This window comes from Streptomyces seoulensis (genome assembly GCF_004328625.1).
Taxonomy (GTDB): domain Bacteria; phylum Actinomycetota; class Actinomycetes; order Streptomycetales; family Streptomycetaceae; genus Streptomyces; species Streptomyces seoulensis.
In genome coordinates this window covers 3,978,760-3,995,811 of sequence record NZ_CP032229.1, presented here as the reverse complement: position 1 = coordinate 3,995,811, position 17,052 = coordinate 3,978,760, and the positions used below count along the sequence as shown (strand labels likewise).

13 protein-coding genes are annotated in these 17,052 nt (G+C 71.4%); 8 read left to right on the top strand and 5 right to left on the bottom strand.

Features of this window, described 5'->3' with window-relative positions; all coding sequences use genetic code 11:
* The first annotated feature begins 7 nt into the window (after positions 1-7).
* The 3 genes from D0Z67_RS18715 (at position 8) to D0Z67_RS18705 (ending at position 4,557) form a co-directional block, all read left to right on the top strand.
* Entirely contained in the window at positions 8-1,396 is a 1,389-nt protein-coding gene (locus tag D0Z67_RS18715) for a class II fumarate hydratase (RefSeq protein ID WP_031180984.1), read from the top strand.
* A gap of 94 nt (positions 1,397-1,490) precedes the next feature.
* Positions 1,491-2,183 (top strand): cytidylyl-2-hydroxypropylphosphonate hydrolase, encoded by a 693-nt coding sequence (fomD, locus tag D0Z67_RS18710; RefSeq protein ID WP_031180983.1) that lies wholly within the window; start codon positions 1,491-1,493, stop codon positions 2,181-2,183.
* A 295-nt stretch (positions 2,184-2,478) separates the two neighbouring features.
* Positions 2,479-4,557 (top strand): ATP-binding SpoIIE family protein phosphatase, encoded by a 2,079-nt coding sequence (locus D0Z67_RS18705; RefSeq protein ID WP_031180982.1) that lies wholly within the window; start codon positions 2,479-2,481, stop codon positions 4,555-4,557.
* Positions 4,558-4,628: 71 nt separating this feature from the next.
* Here the strand turns inward: D0Z67_RS18705 and D0Z67_RS18700 are convergent, their stop codons facing one another.
* Positions 4,629-6,989 carry a transglycosylase domain-containing protein gene (locus D0Z67_RS18700; protein ID WP_031180981.1) on the bottom strand — a complete coding sequence of 787 codons (2,361 nt, stop codon included), beginning with the start codon at positions 6,987-6,989 and terminating at the stop codon, positions 4,629-4,631.
* Between the two features lie 244 nt (positions 6,990-7,233).
* On the opposite strand from D0Z67_RS18700, the gene D0Z67_RS18695 reads away from it, so the two are divergent.
* From D0Z67_RS18695 to D0Z67_RS18685, 3 genes are read left to right on the top strand one after another with little or no spacing between them, the layout of a single operon-like run.
* Positions 7,234-7,758 (top strand): PadR family transcriptional regulator, encoded by a 525-nt coding sequence (locus D0Z67_RS18695; protein WP_031180980.1) that lies wholly within the window; start codon positions 7,234-7,236, stop codon positions 7,756-7,758.
* A complete protein-coding gene (locus tag D0Z67_RS18690) occupies positions 7,755-8,444 on the top strand; it encodes an ABC transporter ATP-binding protein (protein WP_031180979.1) in 690 nt (229 codons plus the stop codon). Before D0Z67_RS18695 ends, D0Z67_RS18690 begins: the two co-directional genes overlap by 4 nt.
* The gene (locus D0Z67_RS18685) at positions 8,441-10,786 is read left to right on the top strand and encodes an ABC transporter permease (protein ID WP_031180978.1); all 2,346 of its coding nucleotides are present in this window, start codon (positions 8,441-8,443) and stop codon (positions 10,784-10,786) included. Before D0Z67_RS18690 ends, D0Z67_RS18685 begins: the two co-directional genes overlap by 4 nt.
* A 4-nt stretch (positions 10,787-10,790) precedes the next feature.
* On the opposite strand, the gene D0Z67_RS18680 is transcribed toward D0Z67_RS18685, so the two are convergent.
* Complete coding sequence (locus D0Z67_RS18680) at positions 10,791-11,759, bottom strand: hydrogen peroxide-inducible genes activator (RefSeq protein ID WP_031180977.1); 969 nt, start codon at positions 11,757-11,759, stop codon at positions 10,791-10,793.
* A gap of 135 nt (positions 11,760-11,894) precedes the next feature.
* Here D0Z67_RS18680 and D0Z67_RS18675 point away from each other — a divergent pair, with 135 nt between their 5' ends.
* Both D0Z67_RS18675 and D0Z67_RS18670 read left to right on the top strand, forming a co-directional pair.
* Positions 11,895-12,449 (top strand): peroxiredoxin, encoded by a 555-nt coding sequence (locus D0Z67_RS18675; protein WP_031180976.1) that lies wholly within the window; start codon positions 11,895-11,897, stop codon positions 12,447-12,449.
* A 3-nt stretch (positions 12,450-12,452) separates the two neighbouring features.
* Complete coding sequence (locus D0Z67_RS18670) at positions 12,453-12,986, top strand: alkyl hydroperoxide reductase (protein ID WP_031180975.1); 534 nt, start codon at positions 12,453-12,455, stop codon at positions 12,984-12,986.
* Between the two features lie 21 nt (positions 12,987-13,007).
* Here the strand turns inward: D0Z67_RS18670 and D0Z67_RS18665 are convergent, their stop codons facing one another.
* The 3 genes from D0Z67_RS18665 to D0Z67_RS18655 all read right to left on the bottom strand — a co-directional run bounded on the left by D0Z67_RS18665 (position 13,008) and on the right by D0Z67_RS18655 (position 16,954).
* Positions 13,008-14,369, bottom strand: coding sequence for an AI-2E family transporter (locus D0Z67_RS18665; RefSeq protein ID WP_078873252.1), 1,362 nt, complete (start codon positions 14,367-14,369; stop codon positions 13,008-13,010).
* A gap of 142 nt (positions 14,370-14,511) precedes the next feature.
* Positions 14,512-15,210: an aggregation-promoting factor C-terminal-like domain-containing protein gene (locus D0Z67_RS18660; protein WP_031180973.1), complete on the bottom strand. Its 699-nt coding sequence runs from the start codon at positions 15,208-15,210 to the stop codon at positions 14,512-14,514.
* Between the two features lie 418 nt (positions 15,211-15,628).
* Positions 15,629-16,954, bottom strand: a complete 1,326-nt coding sequence (locus tag D0Z67_RS18655; RefSeq protein ID WP_031180972.1) for a PhoH family protein — start codon at positions 16,952-16,954, stop codon at positions 15,629-15,631.
* Positions 16,955-17,052 lie beyond the last annotated feature (98 nt).

Here is a 17,052-nt window from a genome sequence, read left to right as displayed (position 1 = left end):
ACCGGGTATGACCGACGAGTACCGCACCGAGCACGACTCCATGGGCGAGGTCCGTGTCCCCGCCCACGCCAAGTGGCGCGCGCAGACCCAGCGCGCCGTCGAGAACTTCCCCGTCTCCGGGCAGCGTCTGGAGCGGGCGCACATCGAGGCGCTGGCCCGGATCAAGGGGGCGGCGGCGAAGGTGAACGCCGACCTCGGCGTGCTGGACCGGGACGTGGCCGACGCGATCCGGGGGGCGGCCGCCGAGGTCGCGGACGGCATCTGGGACGCGCACTTCCCGGTGGACGTCTTCCAGACCGGCTCCGGCACCTCCTCCAACATGAACGCCAACGAGGTCATCGCCACCCTCGCCGGCGAGCGGCTGGGCCGGGACGTGCACCCCAACGACCAGGTAAACGCCTCCCAGTCGTCCAACGACGTGTTCCCCTCCTCGATCCACATCGCGGCCACCGCGGCCGTGGTCCACGACCTGATCCCGGCCCTGGAACACCTGGCCACCGCCCTCACCCGCAAGGCGGAGGAGTTCGCGGACGTGGTGAAGGCCGGGCGCACGCACCTGATGGACGCGACCCCCGTGACCCTGGGCCAGGAGTTCGGCGGCTACGCGGCGCAGGTGACGTACGGCGTGGAGCGGCTGCGTGCCTCGCTGCCCCGGCTGGCCGAACTCCCGCTCGGCGGCACGGCGGTGGGCACCGGGATCAACACCCCGCCCGGCTTCTCGGCGGCCGTCATCGAGGAGGTGGCGCGGGCGACCGGGCTGCCCTTCACCGAGGCCCGCGACCACTTCGAGGCGCAGGGCGCGCGCGACGGGATCGTGGAGACCAGCGGCCAGCTGCGGACCGTCGCGGTGGGCCTGACGAAGATCGCCAACGATCTGCGCTGGATGTCCTCGGGACCGCGCACCGGCCTTGCCGAGATCCGCCTGCCCGACCTCCAGCCCGGCTCCTCGATCATGCCGGGCAAGGTCAACCCGGTCGTCCCGGAGGCGGTGCTGATGGTCGCGGCGCAGGTCATCGGCAACGACGCCACCATCGCCACGGCCGGCGCGGCGGGCAACTTCGAGCTGAACGTGATGCTCCCGGTCATGGCGAAGAACGTGCTGGAGTCGGTGCGGCTGCTGGCCAACGCCTCCCGCCTGCTGGCCGACCGGACCATCGACGGCATCACCGCCGACCGCGAGCGCGCCCGCGAGTACGCCGAGTCCTCCCCCTCGGTGGTGACCCCGCTCAACCGCTACCTGGGTTACGAGGAGGCCGCGCGGATCGCCAAGAAGTCGCTCGCGGAACGGAAGACGATCCGCGAGGTGGTGCTGGAGGACGGCTATGTGGAGCGCGGCGACCTGACGCTCGGCCAGCTGGACGAGGCGCTGGATGTCCTGCGGATGACGCGCCCGTGACGTCCCGCGAACGTCACCGCCGATTTCCCGCCACCTGTCCGGAAGGGTGACGCGCACCGCAGCATCGGGTGCTTCCGGCACCTAATATCTGTCCATGACGGACGACGAAGCGGTGAGACGAGCGGAAGCGGCCCCGACGGCGGCGTACTGGACCCCCGGCACCCCGATCCTGTGGCGGTACCGGGAGAACGCGGGCGACGCGGTCCACATCGCGCGTCCCGTCACCGTCGTCCGGGACGACGCCGAGCTGCTCGCCGTATGGCTGGCCCCCGGCACCGAGTGCGTCAAGCCGGTCCTCGCCGACGGCACCCCGGTCCATCTGGAGCCGCTGGAGTCCCGCTACACCAAGCCGCGCGTGGTGCGGCGGGACCGCTGGTTCGGCACCGGGGTGCTGAAGCTGGCCCGGCCCGGTGAGCCCTGGTCGGTGTGGCTGTTCTGGGAACCGGGCTGGCGCTTCAAGAACTGGTACGTCAACCTGGAGCAGCCGCTTGCCCGTTGGGCCGGCGGGGTCGACTCCGAGGACCACTTCCTGGACATCTCCGTCCACCCGGACCGCACCTGGCACTGGCGGGACGAGGACGAGTTCGCCCAGGCCCGGCGGGACGGCCTGATGGACGCGGAGACCGCCGGGCGGGTGAAGTCGGCGGGCCGGCGAGCGGTGGAGGTGATCGAGGCGTGGGGCTCCCCGTACACCGACGGCTGGCAGCACTGGCGGCCCGATCCGTCCTGGTCGGTGCCCGCGCTTCCGGAGGACTGGGACCGTACGCCCGCGTACGTGTCCTCATGAGACCCTTGATGCGCCCCCGGACCACAACCGTAGGATCGTCCTCCGCAAGGGCACCGAGGTACAACTACCGGCGTCTGCGCAGAGCCTGACCATATGTCACCGAGGGGCGGCAGCACGTGAGCGAGGGGTACGAGGCGGGCGGTGGCCCGGCCGGCGCGGGGTTCACCCGCTCGGCGGAAACCACCCCTGACCACGCGGGAATTCCGTTCCTGGGGCACGTGATCCGGGTATCGGGACTTCGGCGGCATCTCCCGCGCGCCCTGCGCGCGGCCCCGGACGGACGGATTCGACACGCGTGACGGAGCAGCCCACTTCCTCCTGCGGACGCCCCCAGCCGGGCGTCGACCCCGCCGTGCGCGGGGCGCTGCTGGGCGCACCGGCCCAGACCCGGGGCGGCGCGGGCACGGGGAAGAACAAGAAGAAGGAGCGCCCAGTCAACGGCCCTGAGCACTCGCAGCCTGCCGCCGCCGAGCCCATGGGGGAACCTCCCGCGCGCGCGAAGTCCAGCGTGGGGGAACACCGTCCGAGGCCCGCGCCGGAGTCCATTCCCGCCCAGCCGGGCGCCGAGCAGGAGCGCTCTCCGGGCGGCCAGGAGCGGCGTACCGGCCGCGGTGGCCCGCCCGGACGCCCGATGCCGATGCGCCGTGACGGCGACCGGCTGCGGTTCGTCGGCGCGGCCACCCGGCGCATCGCGCGCGGCCTCGACCTGGACGAGATCGTCATGGGTCTGTGCCGCGCCACCGTGCCCACCTTCTCCGACGCGATCCTGGTCTATCTGCGCGATCCGCTGCCGGTCGGCGACGAACGGCCCACCGGTCCGGTGGTGCTGCGGCTGCGCCGCACCGACCGGATTCCGGACGAGCGGGAGACCGAGGGGCTGCTGCTGCCGCCCGCGTTCCCGGAACCTGACGCCGAGGCGGCGGCGCTCGCCGCGCTCTCCGGCCCGGCCGCGCTCACCGCCGAGCTGTGCGAGGTGCGTCCCGGCGGCGCGCTGAACGAGGTGCTGCGCGGGGTGCGCCCGGTGTTCGCGGACACCCCGGCCGCGCGCGCCGCGCTGCCCGAGCTGCTCGGCGAGGACGGCGAGGCGCTCGTCCCGTCCGGCCAGCGGGCGATCCTCGCCCCGCTGCGCGGCAGGCGCCGGGTGATCGGCGCGGCGGTGTTCCTGCGCCGCCCGGACCGGCTGGCCTTCGAGGCGGAGGACCTGCTGGTGGCGGCGCAGCTCGCCACGCACAGCGCGCTTGGCATCGACAAGGCGGTGCTCTACGGCCGCGAGGCGTACATCGCCGACGAGTTGCAGCGCACCATGCTCCCCGAGACCCTCCCCCACCCGACCGGTGTACGACTGGCCTCCCGGTATCTGCCCGCGGCGGAGACCGCACGGGTCGGCGGCGACTGGTACGACGCGATCCCGCTGCCCGGCAGCCGGGTGGCTCTGGTGGTCGGTGACGTGATGGGTCACTCCATGACCTCGGCCGCGATCATGGGCCAGCTCCGCACCACCGCGCAGACCCTGGCCGGCCTGGACCTGCCCCCGCAGGAGGTCCTGCACCACCTGGACGAGCAGGCCCAGCGCCTGGGCACCGACCGCATGGCGACCTGCATGTACGCGGTCTACGACCCCGTCGCGCACCGCATCACCATCGCCAACGCCGGTCATCCGCCGCCGGTGCTGCTGCACCTGGGCGGCACCGCCGAGGTGCTGCGGGTGCCGCCGGGCGCGCCGATCGGCGTGGGCGGGGTGGACTTCGAGGCGGTCGAGCTGGACGCGCCCGCCGGGGCCACGCTGCTGCTGTACACCGACGGCCTGGTGGAGTCCCGGCTGCGGGACGTGTGGACCGGCATAGAGCAGTTGCGGGAGCGGCTGACCGCGACCGCGCAGCTGACCGGCCCGGACCACCCGCCGCCGCTGGAGGCGCTGTGCGACGAGGTGCTGGACATGCTCGGCCCCGGCGACCGGGACGACGACATCGCCCTGCTCGCGGCCCGTTTCGACGGGATCGCGTCCGACGACGTGCGGTACTGGTCGCTGGACGCGGAGGACGCGGCCCCCGGCAAGGCCCGCCGCCTCGCCCGGACGGCGCTGGCCGACTGGGGCCTTGAGGACCTCACCGACTCGGTCGAGCTGCTGGTCAGCGAGGTGGTCACCAACGCGGTGCGCTACACCACGCGTCCGGTGACCCTGCGGCTGCTGCGCACGGACGTGGTGCGCTGCGAGGTCGGTGACGACGTGCCGCAGCTCCCCCGGCTGTGCCAGGCGCGCGCCACCGACGAGGGCGGCCGGGGCCTGTACCTGGTCAACAAGCTGGCCCGGCGCTGGGGCGCGACCCGGCTGGGCGTCGGCAAGGTCGTCTGGTTCGAGCTGCACGGGGGCTGACCCCGGCCCCCGTCCCGTACGACGCGAAGGGCGCCCGGCATCGTGCCGGGCGCCCTTCGCGTGTGTCACGCCTACCGCTGGGCGTCCCGCTGGCCCGGGTCGAACGGGTTGCGCGGGGTGAAGCCCCCGGACGGCGGCTGGGTGGTCGGCGTCTGGGTCGGGCTCTGGGTGGGAGGCGTCGAGGACGGGGTGTCGCTCGGCGTCTCGCTGGGTGTCTCGGACGGCGGCGCGGAGGTGGGCGGTTCGCTGCTCGGGGTCTGCGAGGGCGTCTGGGACGGGGTCTTGGTGGGGCTCGGCGGCGGGGTCGGGGCGACGGCGGCACCCTGGGTGGTGTCGAGGTCGAAGTCGGCCTGCCGGGTCACCCCGAAGGTGTAGGCCGCCCAGATCTGGGCCGGCGGGCCACCGCCGTTGACGCGGCCGCCGCCCATGGTGCCCTTGAGCGAGACATGGGCGAACTTCTTGACCTTCTCGCCCTCGCAGCCGGTGCCGCCGTCCTTGTGCGCCTCGCCGAACAGGCCGACGGAGGTGACGAGATCGGGGGTGTAGCCGGTGAACCAGGCCGAGCGGTCGCAGTCCGAGGTGCCGGTCTTGCCGGCCACCTGCTGCCCGGTCCGCAGTGCGCTGTTCGCCACGGACTGGCGGGCGGTGCCGTCGTCGACGACGCCGGTGAGCACGGAGGTCACCGTGTCGGCGGTGGTCCGGTCGAGCACCCGCTCGCCGACCGGGTTGGGCAGCTGGACCGTACGGCCCTGCTGCTCGGCCGACTTGATGATGCTCGGGGTGACCTTGCGGCCGTGGTTGTCGAGGGTGGCGTAGATGCCCGCCATCTCCAGCGGGCTCGCGCCCATGGAGCCGAGGGTCTGAGCGGGAACCGCCTGCATGCCCTCGGTGTCCATGCCCAGCCGCTTGGCGGTGTCCATCACCTTGTCCATGCCGACGTCCACGCCCATCTGCGCGAACACGGAGTTGACGGACTTGTTCATCGCCGTCTGGACGCTGATCGGGCCGTAGTTCGCGTCGTCCTCGTTGGGCGGGGCGAAGCCGACGCGGGAGCCGTGGTCGAGGACCTGGCGGCGGCTGGTGCCGTCGTAGACGGTGTTGGCGCCGATCAGGGTGCCGCTCTGGGTGGTGGCCTCGTGCTCCAGCGCGGCCGCGAGGATGACCGGCTTGAAGGTGGAGGCGGGCTGGTAGTCGCGGCGGAACGCGTTGTCGGTCCAGTGGCTGTAATAGTCCTGGCCGCCGTAGAGGGCCACGATCCGGCCGGTCTTCGGATCTACGGAGGCCGCGCCGGCCTGGACGTCGGCGTCGACGGGCCGCTGCTTGGGCTCCAGCTTGCTGGTGAGCTGGTTCTTGACCGACTTCTCCAGCGCCGCCTGCTTCTTGCGGTCGACGTTCAGGGTGATGGTCCAGCCCTGGCCCTCGACCTTGGCCTCGGCCTCCGAGCGGGAGATGCCCTGCTGCTTCATGATCTGGTTCTGCAGCTGGGTGTTGGCCAGCTGGACCAGATAGCCCTTCTGCCCCTCCATGCCGGGCGCGCCCTTGGGCGCCTTGGGCACCGGGAACTTCAGGGCGGCGCGCTTGCCCGGGTCGAGCCAGTGCTCCTTGACCATGTTGTTCAGGACGTAGTTCCAGCGGTCGGTGACCAGCCGCTTGCCGGTCGGCGTCGCGGTGGACCAGTCGTACTGGCTGGGGGCCTGGAGCAGGGCCGCGAGGTAGGCGCCCTGCTGGACCGTGAGGTCCTGGGCGTCGACGTGGTAGTACGCCTGGGCGGCGGCCTGGATGCCGTAGGCGCCGCGGCCGTAGTAGCTGGTGTTGATGTACCCGGCGAGGATCTCGTCCTTGGACTTCTCGCGCTCCACCTTCAGCGAGATGACCATCTCCTTGAGCTTGCGGGAGACGGTCTGGTCCTGGCTCAGGTAGTAGTTCTTGACGTACTGCTGGGTGATGGTCGAGCCACCCTGCTTGCCGCGTCCGGCAAGGGTGTTGAGCAGGCCGCGGGCGGTGCCCTTCAGGTCGACGCCGGGGTCGGTGTAGAAGGACTTGTTCTCGGCGGCGACGAAGGTCAGCTGGACCTTGCGCGGCACCTTGGAGAGGTCGACTATCTCGCGGTTGACCTCGCCGTCGCGGGCGAGGACCGTGCCGTCGCTGTACTTGTAGACGTTGCTCTGCCGCTGGGCGGCCACGTTGCCCGCGGGCACGTCGACCGACATGTACAGCGCGGCGAAGCCGGCCATGCACAGCAGGCAGAGGCCGAAGAACGTGCCGAGGATCTTCTTCCAGGTGAACAGCCGGCGTATTCGGCCCTTGGCGGGCTTGCCGACCGGGCCGCCGGGACCGCCGGAGGGCTCGGAGGCCGGGGCTGCCGAACGGCGTCCGGGTGCCGCGCGGTGGCCGCCGCGCTGGCGCGCTCGTCTCTCGTCCGCTCGTCCCATGGGTCCCTTGGCTCCGCTTCCGTCTCGGGGTCAGCTCCGAAAGCTAACACCCCTCTATGTGACAAAGAGCGCCCGATCCACTCTTTTACGGACGTGAGAATGAGCACCCACCGGCACCCACCCCAAAGGAACCGACGGGCAGGAAGCGCCCAAGGTTGCCCGTGGGGACGCCCGAAAAAACGGAGTTGACCGTTCCGTGCACCCCTATGCACCGGGGGTATACACCGTGTGTAGAGTGCTCGCCATGTCCATCGGTCACACCCTTCTAGGACTCCTGGAGTCCGGCCCCCGGCACGGTTACGACCTCAAGCGGGCCTTCGACGACACCTTCGGCCACGACCGGCCGCTCGCCTACGGGCAGGTCTACGCGACCATGTCCCGGCTGCTCAAGAACGGCCTCGTGGAGGTCGAGGGCATCGAGGCGGGCGAAGGGCCCGACCGGAAGCGGTATGCCATCACCGACGCCGGCATCACGGACGTCGAGCGCTGGCTCACCGCCCCGGAGAAGCCGGAGGAATACCTCCGCTCGACCCTGTACACCAAGGTCGTGCTCGCCCTGCTGACCCACCGCGACGCCGCCGACGTCCTCGACACCCAGCGCGCCGAGCACCTGCGCACCATGCGCGTCCTCACCGACCGCAAGCGCAAGGGCGACCTGGCCGACCAGTTGATCTGCGACCACGCCCTGTTCCATCTGGAGGCCGACCTCAGATGGCTGGAACTGACCGCGGCACGCCTCGACAAACTTCGCACGGAGGTGGTCGCATGACCTCGCCCGACGGCTCCCTGCTCGTCGCCCGTGAGCTGCGCAAGTCCTACGGGCCCACCGCGGCCCTCGACGACGCCGCCTTCTCCGTCCACCCCGGCGAGGTCGTCGCCGTGATGGGCCCCTCAGGCTCCGGCAAGTCCACGCTGCTGCACTGCCTCGCCGGCATCGTGCGCCCCGACTCCGGCTCGATCACCTATGCCGGACGCGAGCTGACCACCATGAGCGACAGCGAGCGCAGCGCGCTCAGGCGCGGCGAGTTCGGCTTCGTCTTCCAGTTCGGCCAGCTCGTCCCCGAGCTGACCTGTGTGGAGAACGTGGCGCTGCCGCTGCGGCTGAACGGCACCGGCCGCAAGGAGGCCGAGCGGGCCGCGCTCGCCTGGATGGAGCGCCTGGAGGTGGACGACCTCCGGCGCAAGCGGCCCGGCCAGGTCTCCGGCGGCCAGGGGCAGCGGGTCGCGGTGGCGCGGGCGCTGGTCACCGGGCCCCGGGTGCTGTTCGCCGACGAGCCGACCGGCGCGCTGGACTCGCTCAACGGCGAACGCGTGATGGAACTGCTCACCGACGCCGCCCGCTCCACCAACGCGGCCGTCGTCCTCGTCACCCACGAGGCCCGGGTCGCGGCCTGGTCCGACCGCGAGATCGTCGTGCGCGACGGCCGGTCACGGGACATGGAGCGCATCGCATGAGCCTGCGGCAGTACGCGCGAGACCTGGGGATGGGGGCCCGGTTCGCCGTGACCGGGGGGCGCGAGGGGTGGGTCCGTACGGCGCTGACCGCGGTCGGCGTCGGTATGGGCGTGGCGTTGCTGCTGCTCACCACCGCACTGCCTGGTGTCGTCTCCGGCCGCCATGTGGTGGAGGAGGCCCGGACCGATTACACGTTCGCCCTGCATCCGCGCCCCAAGGGCGACGACACCCTGTTGCTGGCGGACACCGACACCTGGTGGCGGACCAAGTCGATCCGCGGCCGTCTCCTCGAACCCGAGGGCCCGAAGGCCCCGCTGCCGCCGGGCGTCGACCGCTTCCCGGCCAGAGGCGAGATGCTGGTCTCCCCCGCGCTGGGCGAACTCCTCGCCTCTGCCGACGCGAAGCTGCTGCGCGAGCGGCTGCCGTACCGGATCACCGGGACCGTCGGCGCGAAGGGGCTGCTCGGCCCGCGTGAACTCGCGTACTACGCCGGCGCCGAGGGTCTGAAGCCGAAGACCGGGGGTGCCCGCGTCGAACGGCTGCGCGCGTTCGGGGACCCTCAGCCGGGCGTCGAAGAGGTCGACCCGGTGCTGCTGATGATGATGCTGGTCGTGTTCGTGGTGCTGCTGATGCCGGTCGCGGTGTTCATCGCCGCCGCCGTGCGCTTCGGCGGCGAGCGGCGCGACCGCAGGCTGGCCGCGCTGCGCCTCGTGGGCGCCGACGGCTGGACCACCCGTCGGATCGCGGCGGGCGAGGCGCTGGCCGGCTCGCTGATCGGGCTGGTCATCGGCGCCGGACTGTTCCTGGCCGGACGGCAGCTCGCCGGCTCGGTGACGGTCATGGGCGAGAGCTTCTACCCCGCCTACCTCGACCCCTCTCCCCTGCTCGTCCTGCTGGTCGCGCTCGCGGTCCCGGCGTGCGCGGTGCTGGTGACGCTGCTGGCCATGCGCGGGGTGGTCATCGAGCCGCTCGGCGTGGTGCGCACCGCCGTGCCCGCCCGGCGCCGGCTGTGGTGGCGACTGCTGCTGCCGCTGGCCGGGCTGGCGCTGCTCTACCCGATGATCGGCCAGGGCCACTCGAACGGCGACTTCAACCAGTACCTCGTCGTCGCCGGTGTCCTGCTGCTCCTGATCGGCGTCACCTCGCTGCTGCCCTGGCTGGTGGAACGCGCCGTCGCCCGGCTCGACCCGGGCCCGCTGTCCTGGCAACTGGCCGTGCGCAGGCTCCAGTTGAGCAGCGGCACGGCGGCCCGCACGGTCAACGGCGTCGCGGTCGCCGTCGCCGGTGCCATCGCGCTCCAGATGCTCTTCGCGGGCGTGCAGGGGCAGTACGAGAAGAACACCGGGAAGGACCCGTCGCGCGCCCAGTTGGAGATCGCCCTCTCCGACGACAGCCGCGTCGGCCCGGCCGCCGCCGCGGTCGCCCGGACCAAGGGGGTGCGGGCCTCGGTCGGGCTGGCCACCGCCTCGCTCGGCGAGAAGCCGCGGGACGCGGACGCCTCGCTCGACGTGGTCGTGGGCGACTGCGCCTCACTGCGCGAGCTGGCGCATCTGCCGTCCTGCCGCGACGGCGACACCTTCGCCCTGGCCAGTCCGGAGTACGGCACCGACTTCGACCGCACCTCGCGTGAAGCCGTGCTGCGTCCCGGTCACGACGCCTACATCGACCCCGCCTACGCCGACATCAGCGGCCTCTCGGTGCCGATCGCGGTGCCGGAGCACCTGCGCTGGGCCACGGCGCGCAAAGACTCGCTCATGTCCCGCGCCAACGGCCTGCTGGTCACCCCGGCCGCGCTGCCGAAGGCGGCCGAACCGGCGCTGTCCGGCGAGGTCTTCGTACGGATGGACCAGGCGCTGCCGGACGTGCAGGAGTACGTGCGCAACACCGCCGCGCGGGTTGACCCGGTCGCGGAGATCATGGCCGTCACGCCGACCGAGACGTCCGCCCGGTACACCTCGCTGCGCACCGGCATGCTGATCGGCGCATCCTGCGTGCTGGTGCTGATCGGGGCGAGCCTGCTGGTCTCCCAGCTGGAGCAGCTGCGTGAGCGGCGCAGACTGCTCTCGGCGCTGGTCGCGTTCGGCACCCGGCGCCGCACGCTCGGCTGGTCGGTGCTGTGGCAGTCGGCCCTCCCGATCACGCTGGGCCTGCTGCTGGCCGCGGTGGTGGGCGTCGGCCTGGGCGCGGTGCTGCTGCGGATGTCGGCGGCGAAGGTGACCGTGGTCTGGTCCGACGTACTGGCGCTGACCGGCGTCGGCGCGGGCGTCGTCCTCGCGGTCACGCTGCTCACCCTGCCGCCGCTGCTCCGCATGACCCGCCCCGACGGGCTGCGCACCGAGTAGCCGGTCAGTCCGCCGCGCCCGTGATCCGTACGGGCAGCGGGCTCATCGCCTCGCGCAGGGCCGCGGCCAGCTCCTCGTACTCGGCGGAGCGGGCCGTGGCCGTGCGCATGGCGAGGGCGATCCGGCGGCTCGGGGCCGGACCGGCGAACGAGCTGGTGAGGACCTTGCTGCCCCGGGTCGCCTCCAGCCGTGTCGCGGTACGGGGCAGCAGGGTGCAGCCGAGGCCACCCGCGACCAGCTGGACCAGGGTGGAGAGTCCGGCGGCGGTCGTGGTGACCGGAGCCGCGCCCCCGCCCCGGATCTCCCGCCCGGCCTCCCGGCAGATCTCCAGCGCCTGGTCGCGCAGGCAGTGCCCCTCGTCCAGCAGCAGCAGGTTCAGCTCGCGCAGCGCCTCGCGCGGGATGCCGCTGCGCCGGCCGAGTTCATGGCCGAGCGGGGTGACAAGCACGAAGTCCTCGTCGAACAGCGGGAGTTCACTCACCCCGGGCACACCGAGCGGCACCGCGAGCAGCAGCAGGTCCAGCCGACCGGAGTGCAGGCCCTCCAGCAGGCCCGCGGTCTGCTCCTCGTGCACCTGGAGGTCGAGCTGCGGATAGCGCTCGTGCACCAGGCGCAGCACGGTCGGCAGCAGATAGGGGGCGACGGTCGGGATGGCGCCGAGCCGCAGCACCCCGGTGAAGGGCGCCCGTACCGCCTCGGCCTCCTCCAGCAGCGCGCCCATCTCGGCCAGCACCGCCCTGGCCCGCACCGCGAGCCGCTCGCCGGCCGAGGAGAGCAGCACCTTGCGGGTCGTCCGCTCCACCAGGGCCACGCCGAGGGCCTCCTCCAGCGCGGCGACCGCCCCGGAGAGCGCGGGCTGGCTCATCCCGATGGCGGCGGCCGCGTCCCGGAAGTGCAGATGCTCGGCGACCGCGGTGAAGGCGCGCAGCTGCGCCAGGGTCGGCTGCTTCCGCTTGCCGCTACTGATGGTCACTGATAGCCACCTCCGATCAACCGGACCGAGTGTAGCTATTTCACTAATCAATCCACCCTGTGCCACCATCGGCGCAGTCCAACCCATGGGAGACATCCCGCAAGCTGGGGTGTCCCCGCGCTGCAAGGAGAGTACGTGCTCACTGTCGGTGACAAGTTCCCCGAGTTCGAACTGACCGCCTGCGTCTCGCTGGAGAAGGGCAAGGAGTTCGAGACGATCGACCACAAGACCTACGAGGGCAAGTGGAAGATCGTTTTCGCGTGGCCCAAGGACTTCACCTTCGTGTGCCCGACCGAGATCGCCGCCTTCGGCAAGCTGAACGACGAGTTCGCCGACCGTGACGCGCAGATCCTCGGCTTCTCCGGTGACTCCGAGTTCGTCCACCACGCCTGGCGCAAGGACCACCCGGACCTGACCGACCTGCCGTTCCCGATGATGGCCGACTCCAAGCACGAGCTGATGCGCGACCTGGGCATCGAGGGCGAGGACGGCTTCGCCAAGCGCGCCGTCTTCATCGTCGACCAGAACAACGAGATCCAGTTCACCATGGTGACCGCCGGCTCCGTCGGCCGTAACCCCAAGGAGGTCCTGCGGGTCCTCGACGCCCTCCAGACGGACGAGCTGTGCCCGTGCAACTGGAGCAAGGGCGAGGACACCCTCGACCCGGTCGCGCTGCTGGCTGGTGAGTGACCCATGTCGCTCGACTCGCTGAAGTCCCGCGTCCCGGACTACGCCAAGGACCTGAAGCTCAACCTGGGCTCGGTCATCGGCAACTCCGACCTCCCGGCCCAGCAGCTCTGGGGCACCGTGCTGGCGACCGCGATCGCCTCGCGCTCCCCCATCGTGCTGCGTGAGCTGGAGCCGGAGGCCAAGGCCGCCCTCTCGCCCGAGGCGTACACGGCGGCCAAGTCCGCCGCCGCCATCATGGCGATGAACAACGTCTTCTACCGCACCCGGCACCTGCTGTCGGACCACGAGTACGGCACCCTGCGCGCCGGGCTGCGGATGAACGTCATCGGCAACCCCGGCGTCGACAAGGTCGACTTCGAGCTGTGGTCCTTCGCGGTCTCCGCGATCAACGGCTGCGGCCTGTGCCTCGACTCGCACGAGCAGGTGCTCCGCAAGGCCGGCGTCGAGCGCGAGGTGATCCAGGAGGCGTTCAAGATCGCCTCGGTGATCCAGGCGGTCGGCGTCACCGTTGACGCCGAGGCCGTCCTCGCCGAGTAGTACCCCGCCCGAAGGCCCCGCTCAGACCTGCTGAGCGGGGCCTTCGGTGGTTTCACGGGCGTCGTCGGGGACGGTGCTCCGGGCCGGCTCCGCCTCTTCGGCCGGCGGCGCGGGCTCGGCCGTCGCGTCGGCCGGGTCCCCTATCTCCGTCACCGGCCGGTCCTGCTCCGCCGAGTACTTCCGCAGATAGCCCACCACCGTGTTCGTCACCGCCACCAGCGGGACGGCGACCACCGCGCCGCCGATGCCGGCCACCATGCCGCCGGCCGCGACCGTGAGGACCACCGCGAGCGGGTGCACCCGGACCGCGCGGCCCAGGATGAACGGCTGGAGGACGTGGCCCTCGATCTGCTGGACCGCGAGCACCACCACCAGCGTCATCAGCGCGGTGAACACGCCCTGCGTCACCAGCGCGACCACGATGGCGAGCGCGCCGGAGGCGACCGCGCCGACCAGCGGGATGAACGAGAACAGGAAGATGAAGACCGCCAGCGGCACCGCCATCGGCACATCGAGGAAGTAGATCCCGAGCCCGATGAATATGGCGTCGATCAGCGCCACCAGCACCGTGCCCCGCACATACGCGGTCAGGGTGGCCCAGGCACGCGGACCGGCACCGGCCACGCCCGGACGGGCGGCGGCGGGGACCAGCTTCAGGAACCACTCCCAGATCCGCCTGCCGTCGTAGAGCAGGAAGAGCGTGGAGAAGAAGACCAGCAGGATGCCGGTCAGCGCCTCGACGACGACCTGGACTCCCTCGAGACCGGCGGACGTGATCTGGTCGGTGTTGGCCCCGACGGCCTCGCGGAGGTTCTTGGCGATCTGGTTGATCTGCTTGTCGGTGACGTGGAACGGGCTCTTGAGCAGCCAGTTGCGCAGATCGTCGATGCCGTTCTGGATCTGGCTGGAGAGGGTGTCGATGTTCTCCATGACCTGCCAGGTCACGAACCAGCCGAGCAGCCCGATGATCACGAAGCCCGATATGGCGGTGAGCGCCGTCGACGGACCGCGCGGCATGCCGTACCGCATCAGGCGGGCCACGGTCGGCTGGAGCAGCGCGGTCACCAGCAGGGCGACCACGAAGGCGAACACCACGAGCTGGACGGCGCTGATGACCCGCATCAGCACCCAGACCGTGCCGGCCAGCACCAGCAGGCGCCAGCCCGCCTCGGCCGCGACCCGGACTCCCCACGGCACGGCGTGCGCGGGGTCGGGGCGCGGGACGGGGGGCGCCGGGCGGGGCGCGGGTACGGCCACCGCCTCGGGGGGTCCCTCGGGTCCGGCGTGCTCTTTCTGGACCTCGGCGCGGCGCTCGTCCAGGCGCTCGCTCATCTCGGTCAGTCCGGCACCGAGCCGTCCGAGCCATCCTGGCATTCGCGTCATGTCCGTACCCTTCCCCCGCGTCCCAGGCCCACTCCGGCGCGCTTCGTCGCGTCGGGGAACGTTGCGAGGACGACCGTACATGGCGAAAGCCCCTCACCCCGTGAGGGGGAGGGGCTGCGCGCGGCCGGTGTCAGGAAGCGGCCTAGTACCAGTGGTTGGCCTGCCAGAAGGTCCACGCCTCGCACGGGCTGCCGTAGCGGCTGTCCATGTAGTTGAGGCCCCACTTGATCTGGGTGGCCGGGTTGGTCTGCCAGTCGGCGCCCACGGAGGACATCTTGGAGCCGGGCAGGGCCTGGAAGAGACCGTAGGCACCGGAGGAGGCGTTCACGGCACGGTAGTTCCAGCTCGACTCGTGGTCGACGATGTTGCTGAAGCACTGGAACTGGCCGGCGCCCACCATCTGACGGGCCATGGCCTGGATCTGGCCGACGGAGTAGCTGCCCTGGGGGGCGAAGCTGGAGGCGTCGCGGACATCGTCACGGCTGGCGGCGGCGGCCTTGGTCTCGGCACGCTCCTTCGCCAGCTCGGCCGCCTTCTCGGCGTCCTTCTTCTTGGCGATGGCCGTCTCGGCGGCGGCCTTGCGGGCCGCTGCCTCCGCGTCCTTCTTGGCGCTCGCGTCGGCCGCGATGGCCTGCGCGTCCGCCTGCTGCGTCAGGGACGCGGTCTGAACCTGCGCCTGCTGATCCGCGGGGAGCTCAGCGAGAAGCGTGGTGTCGGCAGCCGTCGGCTCGGCGTCGTTGTTCTGCGCGACGCTGCCCGAGGCAACTCCGACGACGCTTCCTACGGCGGTGACCGCGGTGGCCGAGGCCACTGCGAATCCCCGGACCGAAATCCGGCTCACACGGTTTCCTTCCAGCATCGCCCGCTTCGGTGACCGTGGCGGACGCAATCGTGCCCCCGACACTGGCCTCCCAACTGAAGGGTCACAGGAGACACGGGCCCGGTGGGAACTCCCGCACGGGGAGCGCCGCGTGATACTCGGGCGGCATACGACGACGCTATGGAGTTGGCGACTTGCTCCGTGGATCGCGCCTGCCGGGGGGCTGGAACGTGCCTCGGGGTACAGGTGTGTCGTATGCGGGGCCTGACAGGACTGAGACTCTGCCGTAACCCGGCGGCGAGTGGCAATTCCGAGTTGCGTGTGAAAGCTCACACCTCGTTTGGCCCAAGGGAATTCAGGAAATACCAGCGCACGCAGACGCCGCCCGGCTAAGCTCTTCGGCTTCGCCGGGCGGCGTCTGTGGTTGTCCGAGGACGGGTCAGATGTGGCCGTCCTCCAGCATTTCGGTCACCAGCGCCGCGATCTGGGACCTTTCGGACCGGTTCAGCGTGACGTGCGCGAAGAGCGGATGCCCCTTCAGCTTCTCCACGACGGCCACCACGCCGTCGTAGCGGCCGACACGCAGGTTGTCCCGCTGCGCCACGTCATGGGTGAGCACCACCCGCGAGTTGGCGCCGATCCGGGAGAGCACCGTCAGCAGCACGTTGCGCTCCAGCGACTGCGCCTCGTCCACGATCACGAAGGCGTCGTGCAGCGAGCGGCCGCGGATGTGGGTGAGCGGGAGGACCTCCAGCATCCCGCGCGCCGTGATCTCCTCGATGACCTCCCGGCTGGTGACCGCCGAGAGCGTGTCGAAGACCGCCTGGGCCCAGGGGCCCATCTTCTCCGACTCGCTGCCCGGCAGATAGCCGAGTTCCTGCCCGCCGACCGCGTACAGCGGCCGGAAGACCATCACCTTCTGGTGCTGACGGCGCTCCAGGACCGCCTCCAGGCCGGCGCAGAGCGCCAGCGCCGACTTGCCGGTGCCCGCGCGGCCGCCCATGGAGAGGATGCCGACGTCCGGATCGAGCAGCAGGTCGAGCGCGATGCGCTGCTCGGCGCTGCGGCCCTTGATGCCGAACGCCTCCCGGTCGCCGCGCACCAGCCGGACGCTGCCGTCCGGGGTGACCCGGCCGAGCGCCTTGCCGCGCTCGGACTGGATGGTCAGTCCGGTGTGCACGGGCAGCTCGGACGCCTCGGGGACGAACACGCGGCCTTCCTCGAAGAGGATGTCCACCTGTTCACCGGGGAGCGTCAGCTCGGACATGCCGGTCCAGCCGGAGGAGTCCGTGATGGCGAGTTCGGCGCGGTACTCCTCGGCCAGCAGACCGACCGAGGACGCCTTGATCCTGAGCGGCAGGTCCTTCGACACGACGGTGACGTCGAACCCCTCGGCCTGGAGATTCCGGGCGACCGCGAGGATGCGGGAGTCGTTGTCCCCCAGGCGGTAGCCGCTGGGCAGCACGCTGGGGTCCGAGTGGTTGAGCTCGACACGGACGGTCCCGCCGAGTTCCCCGATCGGGATGGGGGCATCGAGTCGGCCGTACCGCACCCGGTAGTCGTCCAGCAGGCGCAGGGCCTGGCGGGCGAAGTACCCGAGTTCGGGATGGTGCCGCTTGGCCTCCAGCTCGGTGACCACGACGATCGGGAGCACTACCTCGTGCTCCTCGAACCGGGTCACGGCGTTGGGGTCGGCCAGCAGGACGCTGGTGTCGAGAACATAGGTGCGCCGGTCGGGCTTGTGGCGCTTTGTGCTGGTCACCACGGAAGGACGTACCCCCTCGGATGAGGTCGGGGAGCGACGAGGTGGAACTGGACCGGTCTGTGGTCCCCGCGCGCGGCGGGCCGCAGACCGGCCCTCCG

Bases quoted from the DNA above. Each gene is read 5' to 3' on its own strand.
- D0Z67_RS18715 (WP_031180984.1), top strand. From the start codon at position 8: ATGACCGACGAGTACCGCACCGAGCACGACTCCATGGGCGAGGTCCGT.
- fomD (WP_031180983.1), top strand. From the start codon at position 1,491: ATGACGGACGACGAAGCGGTGAGACGAGCGGAAGCGGCCCCGACGGCG.
- D0Z67_RS18700 (WP_031180981.1), bottom strand. From the start codon at position 6,989: ATGGGACGAGCGGACGAGAGACGAGCGCGCCAGCGCGGCGGCCACCGC.
- D0Z67_RS18695 (WP_031180980.1), top strand. From the start codon at position 7,234: ATGTCCATCGGTCACACCCTTCTAGGACTCCTGGAGTCCGGCCCCCGG.
- D0Z67_RS18690 (WP_031180979.1), top strand. From the start codon at position 7,755: ATGACCTCGCCCGACGGCTCCCTGCTCGTCGCCCGTGAGCTGCGCAAG.
- D0Z67_RS18685 (WP_031180978.1), top strand. From the start codon at position 8,441: ATGAGCCTGCGGCAGTACGCGCGAGACCTGGGGATGGGGGCCCGGTTC.
- D0Z67_RS18670 (WP_031180975.1), top strand. From the start codon at position 12,453: ATGTCGCTCGACTCGCTGAAGTCCCGCGTCCCGGACTACGCCAAGGAC.
- D0Z67_RS18665 (WP_078873252.1), bottom strand. From the start codon at position 14,369: ATGACGCGAATGCCAGGATGGCTCGGACGGCTCGGTGCCGGACTGACC.